Genomic DNA, 26,479 nt, shown 5'->3' with positions numbered 1-26,479 from the left:
GACAAGAGCACATTTGTACTCCTCCGGCATTTTGCTTATCTCGCGCCGCTAAATCGAGCGCCCGACGAAACCGATCACCCCGGACTCGATTTGTCCGTCCCCCTCCAGCACCGGATCCGGGATGCTGAAACTTGGCGCACGGATGCACACCGCTGCCACCTGCCGAGCGTTGCCCATGAACGTGACCGCCTTCACCCGAAGCAAAGCGCCGAAACCCAGAACGGCTCGCCGTGGCCGTGCCTTCACCGCGGCAGCTCTGCTGGTTGCCGCCGAACAGTGTCTGGCATTGACCACCCCGACCATCACCGCCTCCGTCACTTCATTGCAGTGCCTGGAGTATCGGGTCGTCGGGATCTGCTACTGGCTGCTCTGCACACCGTTCGGCTGCACGGTGCGAACCTCACCGAAGATCCGTCACTTCATTCCCGAGCTGGTGGTATCGAGCTATGCCGACACCGGCGGCAATCCCTGGAGCGAGGTGTCGGCGCTGTCGACGCCGACGCCGGCGTCGCAAGGGGGTGGCAACCTGATCACGCCTTCGCCGCAGCGCGATAACCTGCCCAGGTTCAAGAATGTCGACGGCATTGGGCATCCCGGCGGGGCAGCCCTGACTGCCCTGGCGCATACGTTCGGCTATGCCTGCCCAAGTGGGGCCGTATCTTTTGCGCCCTACTACCTCAGCACGCTCGACCCGCTGGCTTGGCGTCAGGCCGTTCCCGAATCCGTCTACCCGCAGGCGCTGGTCCCGGGGATGCGCGAGATCGGCAACCAGGCACTTGGGGACATGTGGGGCAGCGTGTATCCGCGCCACGGTTTTTTGGTACAGCCCGATGATTTCAAAGCGGCTGCCGTGATGGCCCAGCGCGCCAGCGACTTCATCACCCGCGTCGGCCAGCCGCACGTTTATCTACCGCTGCAGCCGAAGCCAGCTCCCGGCTATTGGCCACCGCAGCCGGTGATCGAGAACAACGTCAACAATCACCGTTGGCAATTACTCACCCCGGTGATCCAGAACACCTGCGCCATCTTCCCCAGCCCGACGATCCAGAGCGCCGACGGCGCCTACGCCTGGTCACTGTGGCGGCCTTACCGCTGCTGCCAGCGTATGGGCCAGACCTTCCTGTTCAGCATCGACTTTGATGGAGGCCAATGATGAAAAACCTCGCGCTTGGGCTGGTGTGCTTCCTTGTGTGTGCCGCGGGCTACGCCGCTGAGAACGGCTACCACCTCGGTGACCAGGCCCCGGTCCTGGACGACCGCGTGATGTACACCATCGGTGGCGGCTCAGCAGCCGGTGCGCCCTCCTCGCTTTACCGCCCAAATGGCCTCGGCGTCGGTATGTCATGGCGGGCCAACATGATGTGCGGAAACATGAATCTCTCGAACACCCTGCAGAACCAACTAAATGGCGTCACCCAGGGCTTCCAGCAGATCATGGGGAACGTCATCCAGAACGCCACACAGGCGGTCATGTCGCTGCCGGCGATGATCATCCAGCGCGCCAATCCTGGTCTGTATGAGCTGCTGAGCAATGGCGTGCTGCAGGGGCGCATCGACTTCGATCGTTCCAAGCTCACCTGCCAGGCGATGGCGGCGAGAATGGCCGACAAAGTCGACCAAGCCGGCTGGGGCGCGCTGGCCCAGAATCAGGAAATGCAGCACAACCTCGAGCAGTCCGGCGGTGATGCCGTGACGGCAGTGAAGGACACTGAGTCGAACAACGGCAACAACGGCGTCAGCTGGGTCGGCGGGCAGAAAGCCGGCGGCAATGGACAGCAACCCATCCGGGTGACGTCTGACGTGGTCAGGGCTGGCTACAACCTGCTGCACAACCGATCCGTCGAGGACACCTCGGCCGTCGGTTCGGGCTGCCAGAATGGCGCCATCTGTCAGGCCTGGTCGAATCCCGACGAGGCCTCGGAATGGGCGACACGGGTGCTCGGTGAAACCGAGGTGGAAACCTGCGATGACTGCGAGACGCTGCGCGTAACCGCCGGTACAGGCCTTTCGCCGCTGATACAGGAAACCTACACGGAACACCTGGAAGGCCTAGGGCGCATGGTCTCGGGCGCCGACCAGCCCAGTCCGGAGAACCTCAGCAAGGTCTCCAGTCCCTTGCTGCAGGTCTCTCGCGGCGTCATCGAGGGGCTGCGCGACGACCCCGACCAGAACCTGCTGACCCGTCGCTTGGCCAGTGAGACCGCACTGTCCAGCGTCATCTACAAGGCGATGCTGCTGCAGCGCATCCTATTCGCCGGCAGCCACGAACCCAATGTCGCCTCGGCACAACCCGCTACCACTGCCCTGACCAGCAACGTCGAAAGCCTGGAGCGCGAGATCCGCCTGCTGCAAACCGAGCTGCAGGTGCGCCAGTCACTGGCCACCAATACTGCCAGTCTGGTCCTCGATCGCCATGCCGGCGGCGCCGATGCCTCGCGCAGCATCGATCAGCGCGACCCTCAGCCGGACCGACTGCGTCGAGTTGAACAGGAGAGGAACACGCCATGATGCCGATTTCTATGAAGTCCATGATTGCCCGCGTGCTGCTGATCCTCGGGGCCATGCTGATCATGTTGCTGATTGCCTGGATGGCGCTGCAACTGCCCGCCATCCACCTAGATAGGCTCGATTCTGCTCAGGCGACTACGCCCTACTTCGCGTGGTGGCGCGCCCTTCTATACACCCTGATGTTCGCCGGTTGGGCCGCAGCTTTGCGCATGCGGGCTGCGCCTGTGGACCAGCAACGGCTGAAGCGCCTGGGGTTGATCGGCTTCAGCTCGATCATCCTGGTCGAACTGTCTCGTGTGTGAGGTGCAGCCATGAACATGAGCACCAACAGCTACCTCGAGTACTACCTGTCACTGCTGGCCTGGATCATCAACAACGGCATCTGGAACACGCTGGCGGACACCGGGCTGTTCGCCGCCCCCTTCGGTGCGATCATCCTGCAGGAGTGGCTTTCGGCCCGCCAACAGGGGGCCGACGAGGGTAACAAGGGCCTGCTGTCGATCCCTCGCGTCGAGAACCGGCTGTGGATGAGCTACGTGGTCATTCTGTTCGGCTGCATGCCGTTCTTCCCGCTGAACCTTTCATCCGTGACCTTCGACGATGCCGCGAGCCAGCGCTGTGGGGTGTCAATGGCCAGACCCGCCGACACGGCCTGGGGCACGACTTTCAACACCATCGGCGAGAAGTCAGCGAACGTGCCGGTGTGGTGGTTTCTCGTGCATGCCATGAGCAAAGGCATCACCGCCGCCGCGACCGCGTCGATTCCCTGTGCACCCGACATCCGTGCGATGCGCATGGAGATCGACAGTTCGCGGATCAACGACCAGATACTGCTGCAGGAAGTCGCCGACTTCACCCGAGACTGCTATGGCTTTTCGCGCTCGCGGCTGTTCACCAATCGGCCCGAGCTGGACGAGTCGCAAAGCTACGATGCGTCCTGGATAGGCTCGAACTACCTGCTCAACACACCGGGCTACTACGATACCGACCGCTCGCGAACGCCCCGTGTCGATTGGCCATACGATGAGACCCGGGACACCTCCCTGCCCCAGCTCGACAGCGGCGCTGGCTACCCTACCTGCAAGCAGTGGTGGAGCGACGGCACGATCGGACTGCGCGATCGCTTAGTGGCCGAGGTTGATCCATCACTGCTCTCGCAGCTACGGGGCTGGCTGACGGGGCGCACCTCTACGGAGATCGAAGACGCCACATTGCGCGAGCTGGTGAGCCCACGGCAGCAGTCATTGAACATGGCGCCTGGGCAGGTGCTCCAGGACTACGGCAGTAGCGCGCGGGGCGGTTCGCTGACGCAAGGCCTGAACAACCTGGCCACCAACACCGGCCTGGCCCTGGGCTCGTTCAGTAACTTCCCGGCGATGAATGCGCTGCGTGCGGCATTGCCGATGGTCCAGGCCTTTCTGATCATGGGCACGATCATCAGTCTGCCGCTGGTACTGCTGATCAGCACCTACCAGCTCAAGGCGCTCATGACGATCACATTCGCGCTGTTCACCCTACACATGCTCACCTTCTGGTGGGAGCTCGCGCGCTGGATCGACTCGAGCATGCTGGAAACGCTATACAACCAAGTCTCTGCCACTGACCAGGCGCTGTTGTCGTTGCCGACTGCAGGCTTCATGGACGGGACAGTCACCGCTCAGGTGATCGAGTACGTCATGGGCGCGATGTTTTTGGTACTACCGATGTTTTTTCTCGGCGTAATGAGCTGGGCGGGATACAACGTGGGCAGCGGTATGCAAACGCTCCTCACCCGGGGAACAGAAGGTGCTCAGGTACAAGCAGAGAAGGGATCTTCACAGGTTATGTCTGGAGCCCGTCGATTGAAATAACCAATCACCTGGGGGCCCCATTATCGTCGTACATTTCAGGGAATCTGAGATGATGTCGAGGGTGGCTCATTTCATGGATCCGGGGCTGTCTATCAGCACTTATTGGCAGCGCAGCAATCGTCCATACAGCAATCATCCCGACCGCGAGAAACAACGCAACTGAAGCAACTGCGAGCGCCAGCACCAACTTGAATACATGGAAACCGACTTTGCGATACTTGAACGGCACAGGAGCCAAAACGTCGGAATTCAAAACCTTGGATTCGAATTTGTTCACCATCCGACCTGCACCAACCGCAGCGCGAATGAGATACTTGCCGGTGTCGGTCCGGCCGGAACTGGAAGAAGCTGGAGTCGACATTTGATTGCCTCCTTACCCGTCACTGCGCTTGCGGCCAAACCGCTACAGCTAATTTGGATCCAAGCTTTAGCTTACTCCTCTGTTGCTGATTTCCATGACCGTTGATCACTTGGACAACGCGGATTATCGTCAGTGGCGCTCAGTGGAGCGGTACCGCTGATTCTACCGATAAGCGCCATTGACGCTATGTCGGTTCGCTTGGTACACCAATTGTGCAATCGCTGGTTTTCCAGCACCCCAGGTAGCAATAGCCTTCGAGGCTACATCACTCACGTGATGGTTATCCCCCAATGCGATTCGCGTTCGGCAGCTCGCATGGTCACCGCTCCCCGGTGATGGACGCTTTCTAATCCCCCCCGGGCTCAATGAGCCTGTGTCTTCAATGCAACCCTACTCACATCCATTCCAGTGCTGGGAACTCTCCCACATGGGTGGCGTTCCTCCGCACCCTCTGGAGGATCTCATCATGCTGCGCTTCACAGGCACTGAACTTCACGCCGTGTTGGCCGAGGCCGGTATCAATGGCTGCAGAGTGATATTGGTCAAGGACCACGGTGTCTACCTCATGTCCGAGATCGGCGAAAGCAAACCGGATGGTGGTGGCCGCAAACGCGTGGCCTATGCCACCGGCTGCAACCCCGACGTCGACGACTTCGACACTTGGTGGAATCGCGCCCGCGATGAATTTGGCGGCGATGACTTTGCCGAGTACTTCGACATCGATGATCCTGTCCTCGCCAGCCTTCGCGGTACGGCAGGATCGCTGGTGGTGGAGGCAACCTCCACCCACCTGTACCTGGCCGCCGAGGTTGATCCTGCGGGACAATCTTGAACACAGAAGCAACCACCACGCGCTTCCAGAGAGGCACCTTAACCGGGCCTCTCTGGGCGTTTTTCGCACCATCTATTATTCGACTGGAGATCGCCGTTTGTCTGATTCCCAAGACAGATAGTCTCCCTTGGAACGCCCTGGATAGATACTTCCATATGAGGTCTAGATCGGAGATTGACCCCACGTCCAAGTGCGGTTTAATACATGGACGCTCCCACGTTCAAGCCTCAGATGAGGTGTCGCGGGATCAGCTACTCGGAGGTCCCAATGCCCAGGATAGAGCTCTTTTCCAACGCCGTGGTGTTGAGCCCAGGCGTTTGGCAGCAGTTCATTGAACCTGCCATAGGCGAGGAACCGACTGGACAGTCAGCACTACGCTTAGCAGACCTGCTCAACAGCGTGCTGACCTCGGCACCGCGTGCCTTGCAGTGTCCATTCGAACTGCAGCTCGACCACCCGCAGCGCAACGGCACTTCAGTATCTGCCCCCCAGCCGCAACTTCAGCTGGCTCGCATCACGCCACGCAGCGGCCCGGCTTTTCTGCTCCTCCGCCTGCCCGGTGAGAGTGCGGTAAACATCGCCGCCCTCTGACCCTGTCAGCACCACCACTGCCCCTCTACCCGACCGGGAACCCTTCCCGGTCGGGCAGCGTTCCCATTTCACGACCGGAGAACGCCATGTCCGACATCTACCTGGACGTCACCAACAAGATCGTCAGTGCCCTGAGTCAGGGCGTGATCCCCTGGATCAAACCCTGGACCACCACAGGCTCCAGCGCTGACGGCCCTTTTCCCATCAACGCCATCACCCGGCGCCCCTACGTCGGCATCAACATTCCGCTGCTGTGGGCCGAGGCGCGCCTGCGAGGTTTCACACAAGATCGCTGGCTCACTTTCAACCAGGCGCGCAAAGCCGGAGGCCATGTGCGCAAGGGCGAGCAATCCACTCTCGCAGTGCTGTACAAACCGATGAGCAAGGAAGCGCATGACGAGGACGGCCAGGTCGTTCGCGATGAACAGGGCAATATCAAGATGGTGCAGTTCGCACTCCTGCGGACGCACTGCCTGTTCAATATAGAGCAGGCCGAAGGCTTGCCCGGCGAGGAGCCAGAGCTCGCCGAGCACACCGAGCCGTCAACCTTCATCGATCATGCCCCTGCCGAGCAACTGCTGGTCACCAGTGGTGCGCAGATCGAGCATTGCTATGGCGATGACGCGTTCTATCAGCCGCTGCGCGATCGCATTCAATTGCCCACCAAGGCCCAGTTCGAGGACGTCGGCAGCTACTACGCGACGGCCCTTCATGAACTGACACACTCGTCGGGTCACCGATCGCGTCTAAACCGCGATGGTATCACCGGCGGGCATGCGTTCGGTTCCGCAGCATACGCCTTCGAGGAACTGGTCGCGGAAATGGGCGCAGCGTTTCTCTGCGCGCTGACAGGCACCCAGGGCGAGCTGCGTCACGAGGAGTACTTGGCCTCCTGGCTGAAGATCCTCAAGGAGGACAAGCGTGCGATCTTCCGCGCCAGTGGCCACGCCCGTGAGGCCTCCGAGTACCTACTGGCGCTCTAGTCCGATCAGGCCATTGAATCGATGGAACGACTCACGGCGTGACTTCCCTCAACCAGCAAAAAGGCCCCGATCGGGGCCTTTGTTTTGCCTGCAGCGCCGAGCATCGGCCGCTGCAAATCCGTAGTCGATTACTGCAGCCAGCTCTCGACGGTATCCGAGCCGTGTTCCTGCTTCCACTGCTTGAGGATCTTGTGATTGCCGCCCTTGGTTTCCACGACCTCGCCACTGTGCGGGTTCTTGTAGCGCTTGACCTCGCGCGGCTTGCGCTGAGTGCCACTTGACGCGCTCGCGGCACTTACGCTCACGCCCTTGGACGGATCCAGAATGCTGATCACCTGGCGCAGGTTCATGCCGTACTCTTCCAGCAACACCTTGAGCTTTTGTTCAAACTCGATTTACTGCTTCAGACCGGAATCGTTTTTCATCGCGTCCAGCTGTTGAAGTTGCGCGGCCAGCTGAGCTTCCAGTGCTTTGAATTCAGCAAGTTTGGACATGGGGAAGTATTTCCTAGGTATGAGACACGTGAAGGAATAGTAACTGAGGCACAGATCTTATCCGAGCGTTTATTCCCAGTTGCAGATCCATTCTGGTAGTCGATTTTTACAAAAATCTGTGACAGATCAGTCAGCCAGATTTTGGCAAAGGTGGGCCACAACTTCGCGGGGCGCCGCGCTGTTCCCAATCTTGAACAAAATGTCGCGCTGGCTGCGCGGCAGCTGCTTCGCGCAGCGCTTGGCGGCAGACCGAATGGCGACATCAGTGCCATGAATCCGATCTGCCAGTAGAACGATCAGTACCGCATCACTCAGCGTCATGAGCGCCCCAGCTCAGAAAAACGATGCCGGGCAGTCTACCCCCACTCGAAAGGGGCGGCTATGCCGATCAGCAGACTAACCCGACGTGCCAGACTTCGGATTACCACACCCGCAAAAAAGGCAAAGGCGGTAAAGGGTAATGGCGACAATGGAAGGGGGCACAAGGGTAAGAGCCTTATCCAAAAAGGCAAAAGGACCTTTTGAACGCAAGGCAGGTAATGCGATGAAACGCTGGTGGCTCAAATATGAAAAAGGCCATGCCCAGATCGCCGCTTCAGGCACCGAGGGCTTCCTTGACCCAATGTCGGCGCAATCACTACTCGCCGCCGACCACCGGAAAAGGCTACTCGAGTGCATCTGGCAATACACTGCTGTCTCCCAACCGCAGTTCGAGCAACTCTACCTCGAGCCAATCCGCCGCTATGCCAGCTATGTGCAGCAGCTACCGGCCAGCGAAAGCCATCACCATGCTTATCCAGGAGGCATGCTCGACCATGGACTGGAACTGGTGGCGTGCAGCTTGAAGTTACGCCAGTCCTACCTGCTGCCCAGCGGCGCCGCACCGGAAGACCAGGCCGCGCAGGCCGATGCCTGGAGCGCCGCGATTGCCTACGGCGCACTGCTCCACGACATTGGCAAGATTGCCGTCGACGTGCAGGTGGAGTATCAGAATGGCGAGGTCTGGCACCCCTGGCACGGCCCTTTGAACCAGCCCTATCGGTTTCGCTATGTGATCGGTCGTGACTACAAGCTACACGGCGCCGCTACGGGGCTGCTGTACACACATATTTTGGCGCCCCGTCACCTCGATTGGCTCAGCAGCTATCCGGTCTTGTGGAGCCACCTACTATTCCTGCTGGCCAACCACTACGAGCATGCCGGCACCCTCGGGGAACTAGTACTGCAAGCTGACCGGGTATCCACTGCGCAGAATATCGGTGCCAACCCCACCAAGGCTCTGCAGGCACCCAAACACTCGCTGCAGCATCACTTGTTGACGGGCTTGCGTCACTTGGTCAAGAACGAGTTCAAACTCAACCAGCCCGGTGCCACCGGTTGGCTCACCAAAGATCATCTGTGGTTGGTCAGTAAAACCGCGACCGACAAACTACGCGCCTACCTGCTGGCTCAGGTGGTGGATGGCATCCCCTCTTCCAACATCGCCTTGTTCGATGAGCTGCAGTCACATGGACTGGTGGATGCGACACCGGAGGGCAAAGCGGTATGGGGCGCCACCGTAGCGGACAATGGCTGGCAGCATCGCTTTACCTTCCTCCGCCTGCAGCCGAGCCTAATTTGGGCCGATGAATCCCGGCCAGAATGCTTTGGTGGCACGGTTGAGCCGATGATGGAACATCCTCTGCCGGCCGGTGAAACCTGCGAGTCGGCTTTGGATCGACCGCAACCAACGCCGGAAGAAAAACAGCCCGTACCCGAGCACCCGAACCAGGATTTTGACTATCTCGACGATTTGATGGACATGTTGCAAGAACCGAGCGAGGTCGAAACTGGACCAAGTGCGGGAAGCCTGCAATCCACCACTGCGCCACCCAAGGATGCCGAGGGGCTGGCCTTCCTCGAATGGCTGCGCAAAGCAGTTCTCAATCATCGCTTGGTGGTCAACGACAGCAAGGCCAAGGTCCATACCGTAGACGGCACTTTTTTCCTGGTCACCCCGGGCATTTTCCAACGCTACGCCGCCGAACACCCCGAGTCGGCCGAAGCAGACCCTCAAAGCGACGCCTGGCGACGAATCCAACGTCAATTTGAAAAGCTGGATGCTCATCTGAGAAAGCCCAATAGCCAGAACATTTGGACTTGCACTGTACGAGGCCCGCGGAAAACCACCTCCCTCAACGGCTACATCCTGCGTGACATGAATCTCCTTGGTCTGCCGCCTCCTCCAGACAACCCCTTCCTTTCTCTCCAGTCTCCGACGCCTTGAGCTCCTTGCCTTTCACTTTTTGTAAGCTACATTTTTTGTAAGCACTGCCATGATCCGAATGCCCTTGTGAGGGGCGATCAACCATGATCAAAGAACCCCGCGCTCGCACTGAGCTGCTCAAGACCTTGTTGCTTTGGGGTGGACGCCTTGGCAATGCTCGACTGCGTGAGCTGCTCGGCATGAAGGTTACCCGGGTCAGCCAGTTGATCAGTGAATTTCATCAAGCACACCCTGATTGGGTGGAGTGGGACGCGATCTCACGCGGCTATCGAGCCACACCAGCCCTTTACCGCAGTAGTTTCGATTCGGCGGCGACACTAAGCCAATATCTGTCGCTTGTAGGCATCCCTCACGCGAAAGGCGAAGCGCCCAACAAGCGAACGCTGTGGAACGCTTTTCCCGATCTTTCAGTACCCACGGCTCGTATTTTTACTCAAATCACCGAGTCCATTGAGTTGTGCAGGCAACTGCAGATCAATTACCGGTCCATGAACAATCCCCGACCGCACTCACGCGTGATTTCACCCCACAGCGTCGTACGTGCTGGCCGACGTTGGCATGTCCGTGCCTTCTGTTCAAGCAGGCAAGATTTTCGCGATTTCGCCCTAGGTCGAATCGATTCCCCCACCCTGCTCAGCGCACCCAGTGCGCGGTTGGCCGATGAAGATCTTGCCTGGCACACGTTGCTCGAAATCCGCCTGATTGCTCATCCAGCAATGGATCAGGATCAGCAGGACATGATTCGCTTCGAATACTTCGCGAGTACCGCCGCTCGAGTTGAGCGCTGTCGCGCCGCGATGGCGGCGTATTTCATTCAAGGCCTATGGGCGGCCACTGATCCTGCCAAGCAGTTGCCACCCGAGTACCAGCTTGCGGTGGAGAACATGGAGGAGTTGCGACCATGGCTGTTCACGGTTTAGATGATGATGGGTTAAAGCTATTCGAAAAAACTCAAGACCGGCTCTTCAGTCCACTGGCCTCACCCAATAGGCATCAGTTCTGGGCACTACTCTGCCACTTGTACCGCCGCCGCTTTGGACCCGATGCGCCGCTTCCACCTAGCCATGGTTTTGTGCAGCGCGAACTCCTCCAGGAGATTGAGGATCACATCCGCTTTGCTCCGAACTGGCAACCAGAAGATGAGGAAGACACGTTTTGCTGAACAGGCTGGCTGGCACGAAGTGAGCGAAGCGTAGCTGACTTGTGGCTTCACGGTCGAGCAAGAGGCACTGTAGCCGGGCTTCGGTCAATGCTCGTTGGTGACGGAGGTTTACCACGCAAAACCTGCACTTGCTGTGCGACATAGTCGCCCAACAACGAGTGCCAAGCTGGCGAGCAAATTGTTCGCTACTGGCCGGTTTTGCGCCCCGCACTTCCAAGTTCTCCTTTCCCTGCTACACATAGTTGAGGGCAAATTGCAATATCACTGAAAACCAACAGGTGTGCGTGAAAATACGCCAGGGAGGACAGGTGTCTATTATTCAGGAAATTCATGAGTGGTCTAAAGGATTACCTGCTTGGCAACAAGATGCGATTGCACGCCTCTACCAAGACCGCTCGCTCGGTGCCGCGGACTTGGAGGACCTCTACGCACTAGCCAAGGCGGATGTTGGTATTCTGGACCGCGATGGCCGAAAGCCGAGCAAGCTCGAGGACGCTCAGATTGCACCTCCGGCTGACCCCGCTCGGGTTGTTCAGCTGGTTGCAGTCAAAGATCTGAACCATGTCAATGCCTTGGCAAATGGCGGTGGCGTACCGATCGCTTTGACCGGCCTGACCGTAATCTACGGGGAAAACGGTGCGGGTAAATCGGGTTACTCCAGGGTCTTCAAGCATGCCTGTCGTGCTCGCGATAGACGTGAACCTATACTTCCGAACGCGCACCTAGATGCAAAACAAACCGGTGTAGCCCAAGCCGTCTTTTCGGCAGTCATCGACGGCGTGCCCACAGACCTTCCTTGGCAATACGGTTCAGTTGCCCCTGAGCCGCTCTCGGAAATCGCCATTTTCGACACCCATTGCGCTCGCGCATATATCGATAACCATGGCGATTTTGCCTACGCCCCTTACGGCCTAGACATCCTGGAAGGGTTGGCGGGCGCTTGCAGCAAACTTAAACAGCGGGCCACGCAAGAGAAAGCAGCAAATGCGCCCAGTGACGCAGCGTACAGCATGCTTGCGAAAGAGCAGACAGCTGTGGCCGCAGCATTGTCCGGCATCCCCGCCAAGACCGGACCCGGGGATATTGAACTCTTGGCCACCCTCAACCAGGCGGAGCTTGATCGGCAAGCCCTGCTGACTAAAACCCTGGCCGAAGCAGATCCGAAGCAAAAGGCTCAGGCGTTGCGCCAGAAGGCGTTGCGTCTCTCGGGATTGAAGGCCCGCATCGGTGCAGCAGCGGCTCTGATCAATGATGACAAGGTCGCTCGACTAAGGGAGCTCATTGATAAGTCGAACAGCGCAAAGGCCGCCGCAGAATTGGCTGCAACTGAGTTCAAACAGTCGCCTGGGCAACTTGCGGGTACCGGCGGTGATGAGTGGAAGGCGCTGTTTGAAGCAGCCCGGCTATATGCCTTGGTGAGCCACCCGGAACATGTATTTCCCGCCCTCCCGGCAGATGCAAACTGCCCTCTCTGTCAAAACAGCCTTGGGCCGGACGGTGCTGCACGACTGATTCAATTCGAAACCTTCATCCAGCAAGCAGCGGAGAAGACCGCCAAGGAGAGCCGAGAAACCGCCGCGACGGCTTACCGGGAAATTCAGAAGGCCTCTTTGGATATGATGTTTCGCGATGGTTTGGTCGAAGAAACGACGGAGATAGATCCGGCGCTTTCTGTGGCGTGCTCGTCCATGCAGGAGTGCCTCACCAGTCGCCGGCAGTCGGTGATGCAGGCAGCAGCAGCTGAAGCTCAGTGGGATCAGATCCCCGCGCTCCCGGCTGATCCGCAGCCGGGCTTGGCGCGCGTTATCGAGGGCTTACTGGATGAAGCCAAAGCGCTGGAAGCGACTGCCGACCAGAAAGTGCGGGGGGAAATGACGGCGGAGAAGCGGGAGCTGGATGCGCGCTTGCGCCTAGGTGAAATCAAAGCTGCGGTACTCGAAGCAATTTCGAAGCATGAGCTCTGCGGCAAACTTCAGGCATGCATTGACAGCATGGACACACGGGGCATATCCAGAAAGTCGACAGACCTGTCGCGGACGACGGCGAGCCAGGAGTTAGCGGACGCACTGAACCAAGAACTCCAGCATCTCAAAGTGCACCAGCTTCAGGTGGTGATGAAACCAGAGTCTCCTGGGGGCAAAACCCAATTTAAACTAGTTTTACAACTGCCCGGAGGGGGCACTCCTTCTGCCATTCTCAGTGAGGGGGAGCAACGCGCAATCGCGATTGCCTCCTTCCTCGCCGAGATCAAGCTTGGCAAGGGCCGTGGAGGGATTGTGCTAGACGACCCAGTTTCATCACTGGATCACCGCCGCCGCTGGGAAGTGGCGGAACGCTTGGCCCGTGAGTCGCTCAACCGGCAGGTCATAGTGTTCACTCACGACATTTATTTCCTTTGCATTTTGGAGCAAAAGCTCGAGGAGCTGGGTGGTGCGTTGACCAAGAACTACATCCGCCGGACTGCGCAGGGGTATGGTGTTCACTCGCAGGACCTACCTTTTGACGTCTTGGGAACTAAGGATCGTTTGGGGCGACTGCGGCAGGAATTAATGGCAATACGCCAAGCACTGAAAGCTGGCGAGGAGGACGAGCATCGACGTTTAACGTCGGTGTGCTACGGCCGGCTTCGTCTTGCTTGGGAACGGTGTATAGAAGAGGTGTTGCTAAACGGTGCCGTACAACGGTTTGGCGAGGGTGTATCGACGCAGCGCCTCAAATCTGTAGTCGTGACAGATGACGATTACCGGGAAGTCGAGTCCGGGATGTCCAAAAGCTCAAAGTTTGAACACGACGCGGCAACACCGGTTGGAAGACTTCCTATGCCAGAGCCCGATGAGCTTGAGCAAGACATTGAAAAACTGTCAACGTGGAGAGGCTCACTGGACAAGCGCTTGAGAGAGACGGCAAAGGCTAGGGGATGATTTAGTAGACTTGGGGTAATAGCGGCCTATCGGTCCTGGCCGCTTCACCTTTGCCTTCGCCAGCACACCTGTTCCATGTACGGGTCAACACGATCCTCCGTGTGTACAAGCATGGTGTTGAACAGGGAGTGTTGGCCCCAGTTTTTTACCGGGCCCACCTTCCGCTCCTTACCCGGTTATATGTGAGTTATGCCCTATCAGGGTTCTGCATCAGGCACAAGCTGCCTCGACGGAAAGCCAAAGTATTTCTAGCGGTACCGGCGAGATCCCATAAATAGCCTGACTTCGCTCAGTACGCTCGAGCACGGTTATACCGGTCATCATTCCATCAAGTCAGGCGCCCCCAGCCGGAGGGGTAGAGGTCGCCTCTGGCAGCCAGAGATATGTTCGACCGCAATAGGTTTTATGAGCGCCCTAAGGACCGAACCGGCCAAATCAACCCTGAAATATTCCAATCAACCTCTCAATACCATTGCCAATCTACCGGATCAAGAGCGCTGTCAACAGGTGCATGTGCTCCTCATCATCCCAGGACACTGCGACCGAACCTGAACGCGACAGCTCAATTTGAACTTGCCTTGAGTTGTAGACGTAGACAATTTTGATCTTATCAATCGGCGCCGCGCGCCCACCCGTAATTTCCAGCAGTTTCGTCATCGCATTCCCGGTAGAGGCGATATCCACTCGATAGCTGCTTTCGATATCAAACGTAACCGCTCCGGATACGATGCGCTTGGCCATAACCCTCGTTAAGCGCTTGTCAGCCTTGAGCTGTTGATAGACCATTGAGATATCTGGCTTCACGACCTCCAGCGCAAAGTTCGTCCCGGCTGCCGCACGGATCAGCTCCACGAACGGCTTCAAATCCTTGGGTGGCGAACTCATGCAGATCGAAAAACGATCCGCCCCTAGCGATTCGAACACCATGTCGAAGCTGATGAATGTGGAGTAACTCGATTCGACCGTTTCGCCTAGAGGGTTCGTGAACGACTGCGTGATATCCCGCTGCTCGTGATACCGAAAGGTTGCCTTGCCATCCAGGGTCTCAAGAATCTCGACACCGAGCCGATTCTGGTCGTTGAACGGCTGCTGTCGAAGCCCATGCACGAGGGTCTGAAAGTCAATGCGAGCGGTCAGAACCCATAGTTTCAGCCGCTTTGACTTCATGTCAACAAACTCCTTTCGATATCATCCAGTGTCTTTTGCGCCGCTTCCTCCAAGCGGATCTTGAGCTTCTGCTCAAACAACGGCTCGGCGCGCACCAGGTTCTTGGCGTATTTCCCGTTGTTGTAGTTGTAGACCCCTTTCACGATGTAGGAGAAATCGCAGTACTTGGCCTGGTTACCAAACTGAGCCTCGAACTGAACGATCTCTGACCCTACAAGCTTCTCGCGAGCAGTCCACCGAATCTTCCACAGGTAAAAACCGTGGCCTTCAAGCTCCATCAGTTGCTTGGACTCCAAGACCCCCTTGCCTTTCAGAGATGCCTTGTCGATACGGATGATCTTGTGGACACTGGCTTCAGTATGCGGCCTGGCCAGCTCGGCTTCGGTGTCGCCATCCTCCCCCTCCTCACCTTCATCTCCAGACTCAACCTCGATCGATTCCTCGATTACAAGGGCCTCGTCACTGAGATCCAAGTCATCATCCTCACGGTCTTTTGGGTTGAACGTGGAGACGTCGACGACATCCACCACCTCCATGTCCTTGAGGTTGCGAATCAAACTGCGAAGGAAGTTCGTCCTGATATCGGCATCCGGGATCGCCTCCAGAGAGATGGTTCGCGTCGCCACGTCTTTGTCAGTGACAATCTCGATCTGGGAATACAGCTGATCGGTGATGTCCTTGAATTTGTCGTTCATGGGGCCAGTGATTTTCCAGCCGCTGCCCTGCTTCTCAACGATGACCTCCGCCGTCTTCTCAACGACTTGGCGGAACTCGGCCTGGCTCAGATCCAGTTTCTGGTATTTGACGGTGAGCTTGAGCTGATCCCCATGGATCGCCACTTCAGCTTGCTCATGCTGATCATCCATCAGCCACTCCTTGACGGAGGTGAGCGCATCGGTCAGCTGCTCTTTCGTAACCGCCGTGGTGACGACCACATTCGTGGTTTTCTCACGACTGTCACGGCCACCCACCAGAAGCGACAGGTTCCGATAGTCGTAGTAATCATGGAACAGGGCACTGAACCGGTTGGCCAGGAATTTTTTATCCGACTCATTGGAGATCACGATGCCTCTGGAGAGGAAGACCTTCCGGAGCTCAGCGCTCGTCAGGCTTCGCTGCGTGAGCGCGTCAAAGATCGCTTTGTCGGACGCGAAGTACAGGCTACCCATTCTCATGTCAATCACGCTCCCAGCCGATCGCTTCGGGCTTATAGTTCGGAATCGCGTGATTCACGATGTCCAGTTCGATCGCCTGCAGTTTCCGCTTGCGATTCTCGTCTTCGCCCCACTCAGTCACGTAGCTGTTTATAGCAGCGTTGAAGTTGCTGAGGATGCTGCTGTGATGGTAGCGATTGGCAACCCTGATCCGTATCTTCAAGTCCTTGTTTGCGTTGAGGATCTGAAACCTGGACAGGGCATCAAAAAGGTATCTGAACTCGATCTCGGTACTGCCATCGCGGCGATAATAGATCAGGTAGCCTTCGCTATACGTCTCGGCCAGTGCCTTGGCTTTCTCGCAGTACGAGATCACCTCCTTGTGGTGGATGATCATGTAGGGCGATGCGATGAGCTCTGCAGTGGCCGCACGCTCCCAGTACTCACCACTGGCCTTGTGCAGGACGAGGTCGGGGTAATAGAAGGTGTAGTTATTCTTCGGAAATGTCCCTGCCGCCCTGAGGGCGTTCACATCGACCTGAAGGGTCTTCAGGTAATTGATCAGTGAAGGTTCGACGATATGAACCTGCTGAGAATCCTTGATGTGCAGGTTCTCGCCCTTGTAGTCCTTGAAGTGATCGTAGAAATCCTTGTCGTACTCGTCGTCGTGGTTGTACACGAACAGCATGCCGCGAATTTCATACTTTTCACGCTTGTTCAGGTGATAGCGCGTCTGCCACTCCGGCGAGGCGCGGGCACAGTCGATGGTCTTGCCTAGGGATTTCAAGGCCTTCTTGATCGAGTCCAGCGTAATGGAGCCAACCGCGTAGCTCTTCAAATCGGTATGAAGGAAGACGGCCTTGTTCAGGTAAGGGTCTGCGTACTTGAACACCACATCAGTCGGGTGCGTGTGCTCAGACTTCTTCAAAGGTGCGTGTGTTTCCTTCTTCACGCAGCCGAAGTTGAGATTGGCAGGCCCCTCTTTTTTCCAGCGGAAAAAATTGAAGATGTCGTTGGAAACGAGCTCCGCGAGCCTCGCTATTTTTTCGGTTTCGCCGCCTGACATGGTCGTTCCTGTCACAAAAGAATGCGCAGGAACAGCAACGGCCGCGGAGCGTTGGCCCATGTCGTCGAGGTGCTTCCTGCTATAAGTGTGGCTTCATGCCATCACAAATTACCGTAAAACGTTGAGCCCGACCACCCGCTGGTGATAGATCACTCCATCAACCGCATGCGGAGAGGCGCACAGTGCTGGCAGCCTGATCATTACACGCTGGATGGCGATTGCTGCCACTCATTCGGTGGGGTAAAAAGACGGACGAAGAAAGACACTGACTCATAAAAAATCTAGTCACCGCTAAGTGCCTGGATTCTCTGGACTTATTTGGTCGGAACGGAGTGATTCGAACACTCGCCCCCCCTCTCAACCCATACGAAGCCATAGCCCTGATGTTCGCGGGCACATTTGCTCTGAAAAAATCGCTGGCGCGCTCAGAGGTTCGGGACCGCTGAGCAGAAAATTCCAGGCGAGCTCACTGAAAGCCAGCGCCCAAAGTATGGGCTAGGGTATGGGCTGAAACCGACCAGATACAAAAAAGCCCTGAAAAATCAGGGCTTTAATGAGAATTAGTGGCGGAAGCGTAGAGATTCGAACTCTAGGATAGTTGCCCATCGACGGTTTTCAAGTCCATGAAATTTTCCTTTTAAAACAGATACATATGAGAGTTACGATTCCGCAAATCACCAATGCAAAACCACCTGAATCCCATGTGCTGCAAGGGTCGGCTTTTCCATTGCGGAACTGATTTGAGCTTCCGTGAACGACATAATGAATCGCCCCACCTCATCGTCGCTCGAACCCCGGTAGAAAATCCTCAGTACCTCTTTGCAGCGTGCAACCAGGTCTGACACATCGACTACTGGCCCTTATAGCTCGCAGTATGCGAGCTATTCCAGAGTGGCGTTTTGGGTGGGCTGGTACCGGCACAGGCTAGAGCAACGTGTGCTCCAGGCCTGCCGCGGCTTGATCCCTAATATCCTGCATTAAATGGCCGCCCTGGTTCGGCCGGTGGCGGCGCTCTCAGTGCTTGAGTAACCCCAAGATAAGGTTGGCCAAGCCAATACCGATTTTCAGGAGGTCAATCAGGCGTGCAACCCACCGCCTTTCGCGACCTGCGCTTTTAGGCTGTTCGCTGGAAGGTGATACGGATTTTCTCTCTCGGCCCTTATGTGGGCGCTTGGAATATGCACGACGTTTTTTAGTAGGCACGAGCAAAGCTCCCCATTCGAAAAAGGAAAAATGAAAATTTCGAAGGGAGAGTTAACGAAGGCGGTGCTTGTAGCCGCTGAGCTCAGGGCCGTCAGCATGCAAAGGGATACTCAAGACCGCATGCCGAGAGTAGGCAAGAAGCGCATAAAGTCTCGCCAGGACGGCAAGGCTGTAGGTCAGAACACTCGTCCAGATACGTGCTTGGCGCTGCAAGCCCGCAGTTAAGCCGATAGCCGCGCTGATATCATCGAGTGCGTTCAACACCAATCGCGCACGCTCAATGGCGGTAACGATTGTTCTGTAGTGCGCGGTTTTGCCGGAGCCTAGGGTTAAGTCGATGATGTAGCCGATCACTTCATGGGCCCTCTTACGGCGCCCAGCGTCTGTAAGCGACGGGTCAAAACAGCCACCCTCTTCGCGCTCGAGCCTTCGGAACTCGGATCTCAGCTCATCAATGATGGACACATGCTGCCCAGGATCAGAATCCGGCAAGTCGCCTGCAGGCGTTGTGTGGGTTTGATCGTCCATAGGGATTCTCGTGAATGACACCCGGATACGTTAAACAGCTCAAAAGTCACAGACAACTATTTTTGGTGGCACTTCTATCCCTGGCTGACCTCTATGCACTACCACGCCGCTCCGCCAGTGCGCTATCCACAAAGATGGACAGGTAGGTCAGGTACTGGCATGGGACATCTAACGCTCAAGAGCCATAGGAGCTTGATAGCCCCTATGCCTACCGCTGGGTCGGATGCTGCAGCGTCTCCCTTTGGGGCCGGGAGCGGCCGCAGACTTACCCAAGCTGAGCTGGGCTGGGCTGGGCTGACGCTTATGTTGCGCCTACCTGACCTGTCTCATAGAAAGACAATTCGTTACCCTGTCGACCTCAACTTTCTAAGCACCAGTCGCCATGTCCGTGAACCGTAAGCAGCCCATCAGGGCGGTATTCCCACGCAAAGCGTCACTCAAGGAGGAAGCGAACCAGACTGAGCTGTCGTCCCTCCTCTCCTACGCCCTTCTCATTCTCTACGTATTGGCCAGCGTATCGTCCACCAAGGACTCTATGCTGCTCATGCCAAATAACGGCATTCAACTGCCGCTGGTGAGCGCCACAGTGTCTGTCGTTGGGTTTTACTTCCTGAGCCCGCTAATCGTGCTGGTAGGGCATCTGGTGACCTTGAGAAGGCTCCCCAAGATGTTTGCAGGGCTCAAGTCCTCACGCCCAAGAAATGCGTCAGAAAAACTCAGTCGTCGCACCGACCTGGCGATGCTGATTTGCCTACTGTCTGCGGGCCCGGCAACTCTGTTCTACATCCTCACCACTTTCACGGCCTACCAGAGCCCGCTGCTCTTCGTACTACACGTAGCGGCGCTCTACTGCGCTTGCTATGCCACACGCATTCGCATTAGGGAACTGCTCGCTGCCAGTTTCAGCACGCGCATCCAATCCAATACGAAGCGGATTCGAGGTTTAGCCACGGGGGTATTCGAGCTCTGGCTGCTGGTGTGCATTGATGTGATCTTCCTACCCACGCACCTCTCTCCAGTGCTATGGCTGAAGACCCACACGCACTGGCTGGACAACCAAGATGGCGGCACAGTCTTCTGGGTACCTCATATTGAAATTGATAGAGGCGAGCAGCTGTGGAAGGGGCCATCCAAGACGGATGCGGGGCTTGCAGCATTCTCGGGCCACGCCGACCCAAAGGAATACTTCATGACCCGTGAGGTGGCCATGGATCTGCGGTCACGCAATCTACGCTACCTCGATATCAGCTTGCAGGTCATCCCGCGGATCTGGGCGCAACATGCGGATCTTGCAGGCGCTAATTTTTCATTCGCCCGGCTCTACGGGACAGTCTTTGTGGAAACCGTCCTGAACGGCGCCAATTTCAACATGGCCTCGCTAGACGGGGCGACATTCATGAACATCGACCTCGTGTCCACCGACTTCACCCAAACCAGGCTGAAAGGCACGCTTTGGGACAACGTGACAGTGAAAAATTCAGCGTTTGTTAATGCTGACCTCTCCCTCGCATCATTCTTCAATGTCTCCTTCGATCATGTGGAGTTCCTGGGCACATCCTTCCCGGCCACCTCTCTGTTTGAGGTCAACGGGAACAAGGTGAGCTTCGCCACTCGGGAACCCATAAAAATCATGTCCCGAGCTGAATCAGACGGTTGGTTGGAAAGCAGAGATTCCTTTTTTGAAGTGAACCCCAAAGCTGCGTTAGACAGCGTCCAAGCCCATCTCTGCAAGCCAAAACCGAGCCCAGACTGGGCATATGCATGGGGCTTGTTTGTCCAGACGAAACTACTGCTTGCGCGTACGGAGCCGGAGGTTGCCAAAGCCATTCAGGAATTCATGAAGATCAAAGGTTGCGACAACCTGCCCGATCGGGGCCTCAGGGAAGATGTAGCGGGCATTCTCACAGCCGCAGTCAAGGACAAGGCTGCCCAGGCACACAGTGACTCTGCGCTCCCACGTAGCAAGCCGGCGAAGCCCGAGGGCCAGCACTCAATGAGCCAAGTAGAGAACAGCAAGTCAATTGAGCGATAAGGACGCAGGAGGACGCAGGAAGCGAGGTCTCGTGAAAGCCACGCTAAAATCCCTACCTGCCCTGCTCGCCGGCGTCCGAGTGTTCAGTAGCCTTAAGCGATCAATATCCCACGTGCCGAGAACCTCCATGCCTATTCTCGACTCTCAAGAAAGGGCTTATGAGGCCCTCTAATCGTCAGAAAAATAGGGTCTAAACGCAAAAATATGAAAAATATTTTGCGCATACCCAAGACATTCACGCCTCCCCAGGAGGACGAGAATGACCCCAGGGGGGAGATCCTCAAGCCCCCATCCCGGGAGACTCCAACGTCCTACGAAATATATCCAGCAATTAACCACATCAACTGTGGAGCACATTCAGCGAAATCCACACGCAGCATAACAGTGCGGGGGAGACACCCTGGTCGCCACCCACCCTATTGCCACACCGATTTTGACGCACCCATAATCGGCTCCGACTCAGACATTGCGGAGCCCATCATGGCCACTACCCCTCAGCCTGCCAGCGCTCGAAAAAAGCCTGTTGCATCCAAAACCACTCCAAGCACGAAGAAGGCTGATGCGAAAGCCAGCGCTTCCAGGATCAATGCCCCTGGCACGACCGCAGAGCAGCTAGAGGACAGCAAAAAAGCAGCCTCGGACGAGCCAGCTGCGAGCGAGACCACGGCAGCAAGCGCAACCCCACCTGCCAAATCTAAGAAAAGCAAAAAGCCGCCCGCCGAGGACAAATCGATCGCTGACCGCTGGGGCAAAGACCTGACGGCATCTGGCTGGACGGCAATCCCCAACGTCTTGTTCGAATACTCTCAGGAGCTGGGCCTCAAAACACTCGATATGGTGATCATCCTTCACCTCGCCGGCTACTGGTGGCGTAAAGGAAATGATCCGTTCCCAAGCAAGGCAACCCTGGCCCGCAAGATTGGGGTTGAACCGCGGACGGTGCAACGTGCCATCGCAGAACTCGAGAGCAAGGGTTACATCGAGCGTACCAAGCGCTTCGCCACCAGCGGCGGCAATCTCAGTAACAGTTACTCGTTCGACGGCCTCATCAAGACAGCCCGCACCTTCGCCAAACAGATGATTGCTGAACGCGAGGCAAAAGCAGTAGCCACAAGCCGGAAGAAACCTACGCGCGCTGCAGCAAAGGCCTCGCAATAACGCCTCGCATGCCACCGCAATCGGCCAGCGAGGACTGAGCAATGGGCAATAGCCAGAAGGGTGATGTGATAGTCGCTCAAGCGTTCCGAGTGCTAATAGAACATGCGACGCGTCTAGAGCAAGCAGGCCTGCGCCTCGATCAAGCCGGTCACGTCGCAGAGTTCACTTACCTCCTGACGGCGAAGCAGTTCGATCGAATTCGGAAAATATGCCGCCAACAGCAGTGGCCGGAACCAAACTGCAGAGGTATCCGATTTGACCTGGAAGCGATCAGACATCCACTGCTCGCCCGGCAAATGAAAGACGGGTGCACTCCTGACGAGGTGCTTGAGATCATAACGAGCGCGTATTGCAGCCAAAGCCAGGTTGGCCTGAACAAACCCAAGCATGCGCAGGTGGTGATGTTCAGCGGCGGGCGCAAGGTGCTGGTGGGAAAGACACGCTACCAGGCAGTGGCCATCATCAAGGTTTGCCAGGAAGGAGGCAGAAAGTACTTGGCCCCCGTCACGGCTTTTCACGCGACGGAGGCCAAGGTACGCAGCATTTCGTGACTACGGAGGAAGGACGGCCTCAGAAGCAAGCCTCCCGCACTGAAGCGGAACAGCCCAAGCGCTTCCGATTTCCCTTCATATGACCCACAGCTAAAGGGCCTACGCAGCACCGCCGACAAATTTTCTGCTGTCTACGTAGTCAACTAGCAATGCTACGGACGATGACAGTGCAATGCAACGCCTGACCTACCCAACGGCCTTGGCGAGCGGGTGTTCACGGCGCAACTGGATGACAACCACCTTGAAGCAACCAGTGATTGCGAAGACCGTGGCACATGCAGCGACATACGGGAAGGACTCCCAGAATGACATGCCGTGAATGAGCTCTTGGGTGGCCACCGCAAGATTCCACATCTCCTTGCCTGCCATCGCTAGACAGCCAGGAATGATCACCCAGGCACCGAGCACCTTGGCTTGCTGGGTTTGGGTGTAACTGAACAGCTCTCGTAGGATTTTCACCTTTGCCTCCATCGGCGCTTAAAAGGTCATCAGGTTGACCCACATTTCGAGCGATGGCGAACCAAAACGGGGGGTCGAAATACCCACCAGCCCCTCTCATTCGTTTCTAGGGTGTCTACCTCCCCGGCCAGTCCGCTCATTGGGAGAGATTCCAACTTAAACCAAACTGAGGCGAGAGCACGATCTGCCCAACAGCTTCGGACTCCATGGTGGGGGATGCTGATCTCAAATCTGGCAATCCCTGTAAAGATTGCCGCCCTCGGGTGACTGCTCTCTCCTAGCCTGAGCCGCTAGCCAGCACTGATCTTCTTGTTTGCTGATGCCAGCCTGCGTTTCACACCAATCTTAGGGTTCAAAGTAAGCGCCTCCTCATAGACTAGGACGGCCTCTACGTACTGGCGCAACTGTTCATGGGCAAGCCCTTGGACTTTCAAGGCAGTTGGTTTCCACGCTAAGTTTTCGTCTGCATCGAGCGAGCACGCTGGATGGCGGTGAGGACTTCCAGGGCGCGCTCGTCTGTAATATCGACATCCTCCAGAAGCATCTCAGCTGCGAGGATGATGCGGTCATAACGAGACTAAGTGAGATTGGCATCATCGAGCTGATCAGCATCCAAAAATCGGCCATCGATGTCGTAGCGGAAGCTCCCAACATCCTTGAACTGCGCAACAAGCTCTCCCGTTTTCTCATCCACCTCATAGCTATCGGGCCATCCGGCCTTTGGGGGCACGGAGTACAGCTCGACCCGCTTAACCAGGTCAAACAGGAAGACCTTGTTGCCGTGATCGGTGGGGCTGTTGGCTGTGGCGCAAAAAGCGTACTTCCCACTCCTGGATATGCCGCTGGTGAAGATATTGGCCGAGAGCTCCTTGGCGATGAGTACGGAGCCAGAAAGATCGAAGACAGTGAATGTGCCCGAAAGAGAGCTGCCAAAGTGCCAATCCTCCAAACAGAAAACCCCGGAGTCAGAAACGTGGCCATTGTTTGGCCTGGGCATACTGCCGTGGCAGCTAACCGTGCCGCTGCTCAGATCCGCAAGCACGTAGGCTCCAAAGCCTGACTCCCTATGCCCACCTCGCCCCGCGGCCGGATCTGAATCCCGCCACCCGATCGCCCACTGTTTGGACTTGGAACGTTGATACAAACCCAAGAAGTCGAGGTACTCGACCCTCAGGAAGTGATCGTCACGGTGAATCTGAGGCTCTGAGGGTCGCGCCTCGACATTTTTGGAGTGCGCTAGGGCGCTGGCAGGTTTGGGCCTATTGAAAAGCCGGCTCAAAATGCTCATCCCCTCTCCTTTGGATGGTTCAGCCCGACCTGACTGTCAGTTGGGACTTTTATAACCCGGCGCAAGCTTGGCGCTTTTAACGCCATAGAGAGCCAAGGGGTCGCTCAACCAGAGCCTATAGGCCTCGTCGGCAATGCTGTGATCGGTCGAGCAGTCCACGTGGTACTGCTGCAGCACATACCCAGCCATCGCGGCGCGCACCCGCAGCCTAAGCACGCCGTCAGGCATATCGTAGTCCCGCATCATGATTTGAGCGCAGTTTTTATCAGGGTGCGGGACTAGGGGTAGATCCAGCATCCGATTCCACTGGTCATCATTCTTTAGAGTCTCTTTCTCCAAGGGCTTTTGCCCCTGCTGAATCTGAGCAGCGCCGACGCGGGCTAGAACAAAGTCCACGAAATCTTCGCGCTTTCTATCGTAAGCCCGGACATGCCATCGCAGGCCATCACAGCTAATGGCAAAGGGCACGATTTCACGCTCAGATTCACCCGAGGCCGACGTATAGCTGATTTTCACCACCTGGTTCAGGCTAATCGCGCGCGAGATCGGCGCAAGGATCTCCACCTTAGGCTGGCTGAGCAGCGAAACGGATTCGTTGAGAATGAGCGGCTTCTCACCATCTAGGCTGTACCCGTATCCCTGCGTTAGTGCAGTTAGCACTCGCTCAGGCGGATGCGCTACCAGCGGGGAAAATGTTTCCCGGATCACGTATAGCTTGCTGACAGTGTCGAGCTCAGTATTGCCCGGAGCTATTTCACGATACTGAGCAAAATCTCGAGTAGCAGCCGCAGCGCCCAAACCGAATCGATCCATCAGATCATTACGCGAGACCACACCCGTGAAATACAGGCGAAAATCGATGTAAACCAGGCGCTCACGCTGGGCCTGGCTGTGTTCGCTCAATTTACTCATATCCACTCCGTCTTGCCTTTTCACCGTCTTACCTGTCTTGCTGTCCGACCAAGAGCATGGCCGGTCGTTTCATAGGGTCGCATCGTAGCACATGATCGCTTGACCTAATCAAATTGATGATGATAGGCTTTGCACATGGTGTCGATAGACCCTTATCTACAGCACCTGACGTGAATCGGAAGGGGCATGGATGGAGGCAATCAGCCAGAAACGAAAAAGCCGATCAAGTTCGCACCTTGACCGGCTTTAGGAAAAAGATATCTGAACTGGTTCCAGATATCTCTCGCGCTTTTGTTCAGAAAACTTTGCGATGGTAGCCCTTGTGGACTGCTGACGCAAGAGTAGCGAGTTCTGTGTTCGAGCCGCCTCGATAGGAGACAAGCCATGTCTCAGCTCGAAATGTTCGATAAGCCCGAAGCCGAAGGCGAGGTCATCTACCGCATGACCATCCGCACTCGCAACGGCAAGGTGATACGTCGCGCCAACGGCCAGCCGTTTCGCATCGTAATTCGCCCTAAAGCGGCCAATTGATTTTGATCGCTTAACAGAGCTCAGGGCACATCGGTGCCCTGCCCTCCTCTCGGATGGAGAGTTTTCATGTCATTGAATTTCTACGATCGAGCCGGTGCCCCCATCGCGTATACCGATGATGGTGAGCACATCTTCACAATCAGCGGCCGCCCCGTAGCCTACCTATATGATGGCTCCGTTTATTCCTACCAGGGACAACACCTAGGACTCATGACTGACGGAGTCATACGCGACAACAGTGGCCATGTCGCCTTTTTCACCGATGGTGCAAGACTTGGCGTAACGCGGCCGATGCTTCGACTGATTCCACTTAAGAGGTTGAAGCAACTGAAGCCTCTTAAGCAGTTGCGACAACTCAGGCCGTTGAAACCGTTGAATCGGAGCACCTGGTCTCAGCTCTCCGGTCAGCAATTTTTCTTCTTCTAATCACCAATCAGGTAACTCCTCACACATGGACGTGTT

The 26,479-nt window shown here is 56.7% G+C and carries 27 protein-coding genes and 1 pseudogene; 16 read left to right on the top strand and 12 right to left on the bottom strand.

The genetic code is table 11. From position 1 onward, the window contains the following. Nucleotides 1-48: 48 nt before the first annotated feature. The gene (locus tag ABM562_RS09420) at nucleotides 49-177 is read right to left on the bottom strand and encodes a hypothetical protein (protein ID WP_460421596.1); all 129 of its coding nucleotides are present in this window, start codon (nucleotides 175-177) and stop codon (nucleotides 49-51) included. Between ABM562_RS09420 and ABM562_RS09415 the strand changes: the two genes are divergently transcribed. The 4 genes from ABM562_RS09415 to ABM562_RS09400 are packed head-to-tail and all read left to right on the top strand — an operon-like array spanning nucleotide 176 to nucleotide 4,358. Continuing rightward, on the top strand, nucleotides 176-1,153 hold the full coding sequence (locus tag ABM562_RS09415) for a TIGR03756 family integrating conjugative element protein (RefSeq protein WP_460421595.1): 978 nt from the start codon (nucleotides 176-178) through the stop codon (nucleotides 1,151-1,153). The two genes, ABM562_RS09420 and ABM562_RS09415, sit on opposite strands and share 2 nt — an antisense overlap. Beyond that, on the top strand, nucleotides 1,153-2,508 hold the full coding sequence (locus tag ABM562_RS09410; RefSeq protein ID WP_460421593.1) for an integrating conjugative element protein: 1,356 nt from the start codon (nucleotides 1,153-1,155) through the stop codon (nucleotides 2,506-2,508). Before ABM562_RS09415 ends, ABM562_RS09410 begins: the two co-directional genes overlap by 1 nt. Beyond that, the gene (locus tag ABM562_RS09405; RefSeq protein ID WP_460421591.1) at nucleotides 2,505-2,810 is read left to right on the top strand and encodes a hypothetical protein; all 306 of its coding nucleotides are present in this window, start codon (nucleotides 2,505-2,507) and stop codon (nucleotides 2,808-2,810) included. The genes ABM562_RS09410 and ABM562_RS09405 overlap by 4 nt, the downstream gene beginning before the upstream one ends. Nucleotides 2,811-2,819: 9 nt before the next feature. Beyond that, a complete protein-coding gene (locus tag ABM562_RS09400; protein ID WP_460421589.1) occupies nucleotides 2,820-4,358 on the top strand; it encodes a conjugal transfer protein TraG N-terminal domain-containing protein in 1,539 nt (512 codons plus the stop codon). Between the two features lie 4 nt (nucleotides 4,359-4,362). On the opposite strand, the gene ABM562_RS09395 is transcribed toward ABM562_RS09400, so the two are convergent. Then, nucleotides 4,363-4,719, bottom strand: a complete 357-nt coding sequence (locus tag ABM562_RS09395) for a hypothetical protein (protein ID WP_460421588.1) — start codon at nucleotides 4,717-4,719, stop codon at nucleotides 4,363-4,365. A 466-nt stretch (nucleotides 4,720-5,185) separates the two neighbouring features. Here ABM562_RS09395 and ABM562_RS09390 point away from each other — a divergent pair, with 466 nt between their 5' ends. From ABM562_RS09390 to ABM562_RS09380, 3 genes are all read left to right on the top strand, one after another. Then, complete coding sequence (locus tag ABM562_RS09390; protein WP_460421586.1) at nucleotides 5,186-5,551, top strand: DUF3085 domain-containing protein; 366 nt, start codon at nucleotides 5,186-5,188, stop codon at nucleotides 5,549-5,551. Nucleotides 5,552-5,818: 267 nt separating this feature from the next. Further along, nucleotides 5,819-6,142 (top strand): hypothetical protein, encoded by a 324-nt coding sequence (locus ABM562_RS09385; RefSeq protein WP_460421584.1) that lies wholly within the window; start codon nucleotides 5,819-5,821, stop codon nucleotides 6,140-6,142. 86 nt (nucleotides 6,143-6,228) lie between these two features. Continuing rightward, nucleotides 6,229-7,125, top strand: a complete 897-nt coding sequence (locus tag ABM562_RS09380) for an ArdC family protein (protein ID WP_460421582.1) — start codon at nucleotides 6,229-6,231, stop codon at nucleotides 7,123-7,125. 128 nt (nucleotides 7,126-7,253) lie between these two features. Here ABM562_RS09380 and ABM562_RS09375 read toward each other — a convergent pair. Beyond that, nucleotides 7,254-7,619 (bottom strand): annotated as a pseudogene (locus ABM562_RS09375) (histone-like nucleoid-structuring protein, MvaT/MvaU family). Nucleotides 7,620-7,745: 126 nt separating this feature from the next. Further along, complete coding sequence (locus tag ABM562_RS09370; protein ID WP_460421580.1) at nucleotides 7,746-7,940, bottom strand: DUF7740 domain-containing protein; 195 nt, start codon at nucleotides 7,938-7,940, stop codon at nucleotides 7,746-7,748. A 223-nt stretch (nucleotides 7,941-8,163) separates the two neighbouring features. Here ABM562_RS09370 and mobH point away from each other — a divergent pair, with 223 nt between their 5' ends. The 4 genes from mobH to ABM562_RS09350 all read left to right on the top strand — a co-directional run bounded on the left by mobH (nucleotide 8,164) and on the right by ABM562_RS09350 (nucleotide 13,968). Next, complete coding sequence (mobH, locus tag ABM562_RS09365; RefSeq protein WP_460421772.1) at nucleotides 8,164-9,885, top strand: MobH family relaxase; 1,722 nt, start codon at nucleotides 8,164-8,166, stop codon at nucleotides 9,883-9,885. Between the two features lie 83 nt (nucleotides 9,886-9,968). After that, entirely contained in the window at nucleotides 9,969-10,805 is an 837-nt protein-coding gene (locus tag ABM562_RS09360; RefSeq protein ID WP_460421579.1) for a WYL domain-containing protein, read from the top strand. Then, nucleotides 10,787-11,047 (top strand): hypothetical protein, encoded by a 261-nt coding sequence (locus ABM562_RS09355; RefSeq protein ID WP_460421577.1) that lies wholly within the window; start codon nucleotides 10,787-10,789, stop codon nucleotides 11,045-11,047. The genes ABM562_RS09360 and ABM562_RS09355 overlap by 19 nt, the downstream gene beginning before the upstream one ends. A gap of 308 nt (nucleotides 11,048-11,355) precedes the next feature. Continuing rightward, the gene (locus ABM562_RS09350; protein ID WP_460421575.1) at nucleotides 11,356-13,968 is read left to right on the top strand and encodes an AAA family ATPase; all 2,613 of its coding nucleotides are present in this window, start codon (nucleotides 11,356-11,358) and stop codon (nucleotides 13,966-13,968) included. Nucleotides 13,969-14,448: 480 nt separating this feature from the next. On the opposite strand, the gene ABM562_RS09345 is transcribed toward ABM562_RS09350, so the two are convergent. The 4 genes from ABM562_RS09345 to ABM562_RS09330 form a co-directional block, all read right to left on the bottom strand. Beyond that, nucleotides 14,449-15,135, bottom strand: a complete 687-nt coding sequence (locus tag ABM562_RS09345; protein WP_460421573.1) for a hypothetical protein — start codon at nucleotides 15,133-15,135, stop codon at nucleotides 14,449-14,451. Next, complete coding sequence (locus ABM562_RS09340; RefSeq protein WP_460421571.1) at nucleotides 15,132-16,304, bottom strand: hypothetical protein; 1,173 nt, start codon at nucleotides 16,302-16,304, stop codon at nucleotides 15,132-15,134. The genes ABM562_RS09345 and ABM562_RS09340 overlap by 4 nt, the downstream gene beginning before the upstream one ends. A gap of 7 nt (nucleotides 16,305-16,311) precedes the next feature. After that, on the bottom strand, nucleotides 16,312-17,415 hold the full coding sequence (locus tag ABM562_RS09335) for a hypothetical protein (RefSeq protein WP_460421570.1): 1,104 nt from the start codon (nucleotides 17,413-17,415) through the stop codon (nucleotides 16,312-16,314). A 1,194-nt stretch (nucleotides 17,416-18,609) separates the two neighbouring features. Beyond that, nucleotides 18,610-19,086: a hypothetical protein gene (locus tag ABM562_RS09330; protein WP_460421568.1), complete on the bottom strand. Its 477-nt coding sequence runs from the start codon at nucleotides 19,084-19,086 to the stop codon at nucleotides 18,610-18,612. Between the two features lie 382 nt (nucleotides 19,087-19,468). Between ABM562_RS09330 and ABM562_RS09325 the strand changes: the two genes are divergently transcribed. From ABM562_RS09325 to ABM562_RS09315, 3 genes are all read left to right on the top strand, one after another. Further along, nucleotides 19,469-21,118, top strand: a complete 1,650-nt coding sequence (locus ABM562_RS09325) for a pentapeptide repeat-containing protein (protein WP_460421566.1) — start codon at nucleotides 19,469-19,471, stop codon at nucleotides 21,116-21,118. 480 nt (nucleotides 21,119-21,598) lie between these two features. Beyond that, nucleotides 21,599-22,276, top strand: coding sequence for a helix-turn-helix domain-containing protein (locus ABM562_RS09320; RefSeq protein ID WP_460421564.1), 678 nt, complete (start codon nucleotides 21,599-21,601; stop codon nucleotides 22,274-22,276). 41 nt (nucleotides 22,277-22,317) lie between these two features. Beyond that, nucleotides 22,318-22,827, top strand: a complete 510-nt coding sequence (locus ABM562_RS09315; RefSeq protein WP_460421562.1) for a hypothetical protein — start codon at nucleotides 22,318-22,320, stop codon at nucleotides 22,825-22,827. Between the two features lie 186 nt (nucleotides 22,828-23,013). Here ABM562_RS09315 and ABM562_RS09310 read toward each other — a convergent pair whose 3' ends face one another. The 4 genes from ABM562_RS09310 to ABM562_RS09295 all read right to left on the bottom strand — a co-directional run bounded on the left by ABM562_RS09310 (nucleotide 23,014) and on the right by ABM562_RS09295 (nucleotide 25,486). Further along, the gene (locus tag ABM562_RS09310; protein WP_460421560.1) at nucleotides 23,014-23,286 is read right to left on the bottom strand and encodes a hypothetical protein; all 273 of its coding nucleotides are present in this window, start codon (nucleotides 23,284-23,286) and stop codon (nucleotides 23,014-23,016) included. A gap of 290 nt (nucleotides 23,287-23,576) precedes the next feature. Further along, nucleotides 23,577-23,690 (bottom strand): hypothetical protein, encoded by a 114-nt coding sequence (locus ABM562_RS09305; RefSeq protein ID WP_460421770.1) that lies wholly within the window; start codon nucleotides 23,688-23,690, stop codon nucleotides 23,577-23,579. Nucleotides 23,691-23,863: 173 nt separating this feature from the next. After that, complete coding sequence (locus tag ABM562_RS09300) at nucleotides 23,864-24,574, bottom strand: hypothetical protein (protein WP_460421558.1); 711 nt, start codon at nucleotides 24,572-24,574, stop codon at nucleotides 23,864-23,866. 36 nt (nucleotides 24,575-24,610) lie between these two features. Then, nucleotides 24,611-25,486, bottom strand: coding sequence for a helix-turn-helix transcriptional regulator (locus ABM562_RS09295; protein ID WP_460421556.1), 876 nt, complete (start codon nucleotides 25,484-25,486; stop codon nucleotides 24,611-24,613). Between the two features lie 384 nt (nucleotides 25,487-25,870). On the opposite strand from ABM562_RS09295, the gene ABM562_RS09290 reads away from it, so the two are divergent. Continuing rightward, a complete protein-coding gene (locus ABM562_RS09290; RefSeq protein ID WP_169922231.1) occupies nucleotides 25,871-26,017 on the top strand; it encodes a hypothetical protein in 147 nt (48 codons plus the stop codon). 66 nt (nucleotides 26,018-26,083) lie between these two features. After that, nucleotides 26,084-26,443, top strand: a complete 360-nt coding sequence (locus ABM562_RS09285) for a 4-fold beta flower protein (protein WP_460421554.1) — start codon at nucleotides 26,084-26,086, stop codon at nucleotides 26,441-26,443. The last annotated feature ends 36 nt before the right edge of the window (nucleotides 26,444-26,479 follow it).

It is taken from the genome of Pseudomonas sp. ZL2, from assembly GCF_054788455.1.
Note: the sequence above shows the minus strand (reverse complement) of the source record. Positions and strands in the feature narration are given on the sequence as shown.

Bases quoted from the DNA above. Each gene is read 5' to 3' on its own strand.
- ABM562_RS09415 (WP_460421595.1), top strand. From the start codon at position 176: ATGAACGTGACCGCCTTCACCCGAAGCAAAGCGCCGAAACCCAGAACG.
- ABM562_RS09420 (WP_460421596.1), bottom strand. From the start codon at position 177: ATGGGCAACGCTCGGCAGGTGGCAGCGGTGTGCATCCGTGCGCCAAGT.
- ABM562_RS09410 (WP_460421593.1), top strand. From the start codon at position 1,153: ATGAAAAACCTCGCGCTTGGGCTGGTGTGCTTCCTTGTGTGTGCCGCG.
- ABM562_RS09405 (WP_460421591.1), top strand. From the start codon at position 2,505: ATGATGCCGATTTCTATGAAGTCCATGATTGCCCGCGTGCTGCTGATC.
- ABM562_RS09400 (WP_460421589.1), top strand. From the start codon at position 2,820: ATGAACATGAGCACCAACAGCTACCTCGAGTACTACCTGTCACTGCTG.
- ABM562_RS09395 (WP_460421588.1), bottom strand. From the start codon at position 4,719: ATGTCGACTCCAGCTTCTTCCAGTTCCGGCCGGACCGACACCGGCAAG.
- ABM562_RS09390 (WP_460421586.1), top strand. From the start codon at position 5,186: ATGCTGCGCTTCACAGGCACTGAACTTCACGCCGTGTTGGCCGAGGCC.
- ABM562_RS09385 (WP_460421584.1), top strand. From the start codon at position 5,819: ATGCCCAGGATAGAGCTCTTTTCCAACGCCGTGGTGTTGAGCCCAGGC.
- ABM562_RS09380 (WP_460421582.1), top strand. From the start codon at position 6,229: ATGTCCGACATCTACCTGGACGTCACCAACAAGATCGTCAGTGCCCTG.
- ABM562_RS09370 (WP_460421580.1), bottom strand. From the start codon at position 7,940: ATGACGCTGAGTGATGCGGTACTGATCGTTCTACTGGCAGATCGGATT.
- mobH (WP_460421772.1), top strand. From the start codon at position 8,164: ATGAAACGCTGGTGGCTCAAATATGAAAAAGGCCATGCCCAGATCGCC.
- ABM562_RS09360 (WP_460421579.1), top strand. From the start codon at position 9,969: ATGATCAAAGAACCCCGCGCTCGCACTGAGCTGCTCAAGACCTTGTTG.
- ABM562_RS09355 (WP_460421577.1), top strand. From the start codon at position 10,787: ATGGCTGTTCACGGTTTAGATGATGATGGGTTAAAGCTATTCGAAAAA.
- ABM562_RS09345 (WP_460421573.1), bottom strand. From the start codon at position 15,135: ATGAAGTCAAAGCGGCTGAAACTATGGGTTCTGACCGCTCGCATTGAC.
- ABM562_RS09340 (WP_460421571.1), bottom strand. From the start codon at position 16,304: ATGGGTAGCCTGTACTTCGCGTCCGACAAAGCGATCTTTGACGCGCTC.
- ABM562_RS09335 (WP_460421570.1), bottom strand. From the start codon at position 17,415: ATGGGCCAACGCTCCGCGGCCGTTGCTGTTCCTGCGCATTCTTTTGTG.
- ABM562_RS09330 (WP_460421568.1), bottom strand. From the start codon at position 19,086: ATGGACGATCAAACCCACACAACGCCTGCAGGCGACTTGCCGGATTCT.
- ABM562_RS09325 (WP_460421566.1), top strand. From the start codon at position 19,469: ATGTCCGTGAACCGTAAGCAGCCCATCAGGGCGGTATTCCCACGCAAA.
- ABM562_RS09320 (WP_460421564.1), top strand. From the start codon at position 21,599: ATGGCCACTACCCCTCAGCCTGCCAGCGCTCGAAAAAAGCCTGTTGCA.
- ABM562_RS09315 (WP_460421562.1), top strand. From the start codon at position 22,318: ATGGGCAATAGCCAGAAGGGTGATGTGATAGTCGCTCAAGCGTTCCGA.
- ABM562_RS09300 (WP_460421558.1), bottom strand. From the start codon at position 24,574: ATGAGCATTTTGAGCCGGCTTTTCAATAGGCCCAAACCTGCCAGCGCC.
- ABM562_RS09295 (WP_460421556.1), bottom strand. From the start codon at position 25,486: ATGAGTAAATTGAGCGAACACAGCCAGGCCCAGCGTGAGCGCCTGGTT.
- ABM562_RS09290 (WP_169922231.1), top strand. From the start codon at position 25,871: ATGTCTCAGCTCGAAATGTTCGATAAGCCCGAAGCCGAAGGCGAGGTC.
- ABM562_RS09285 (WP_460421554.1), top strand. From the start codon at position 26,084: ATGTCATTGAATTTCTACGATCGAGCCGGTGCCCCCATCGCGTATACC.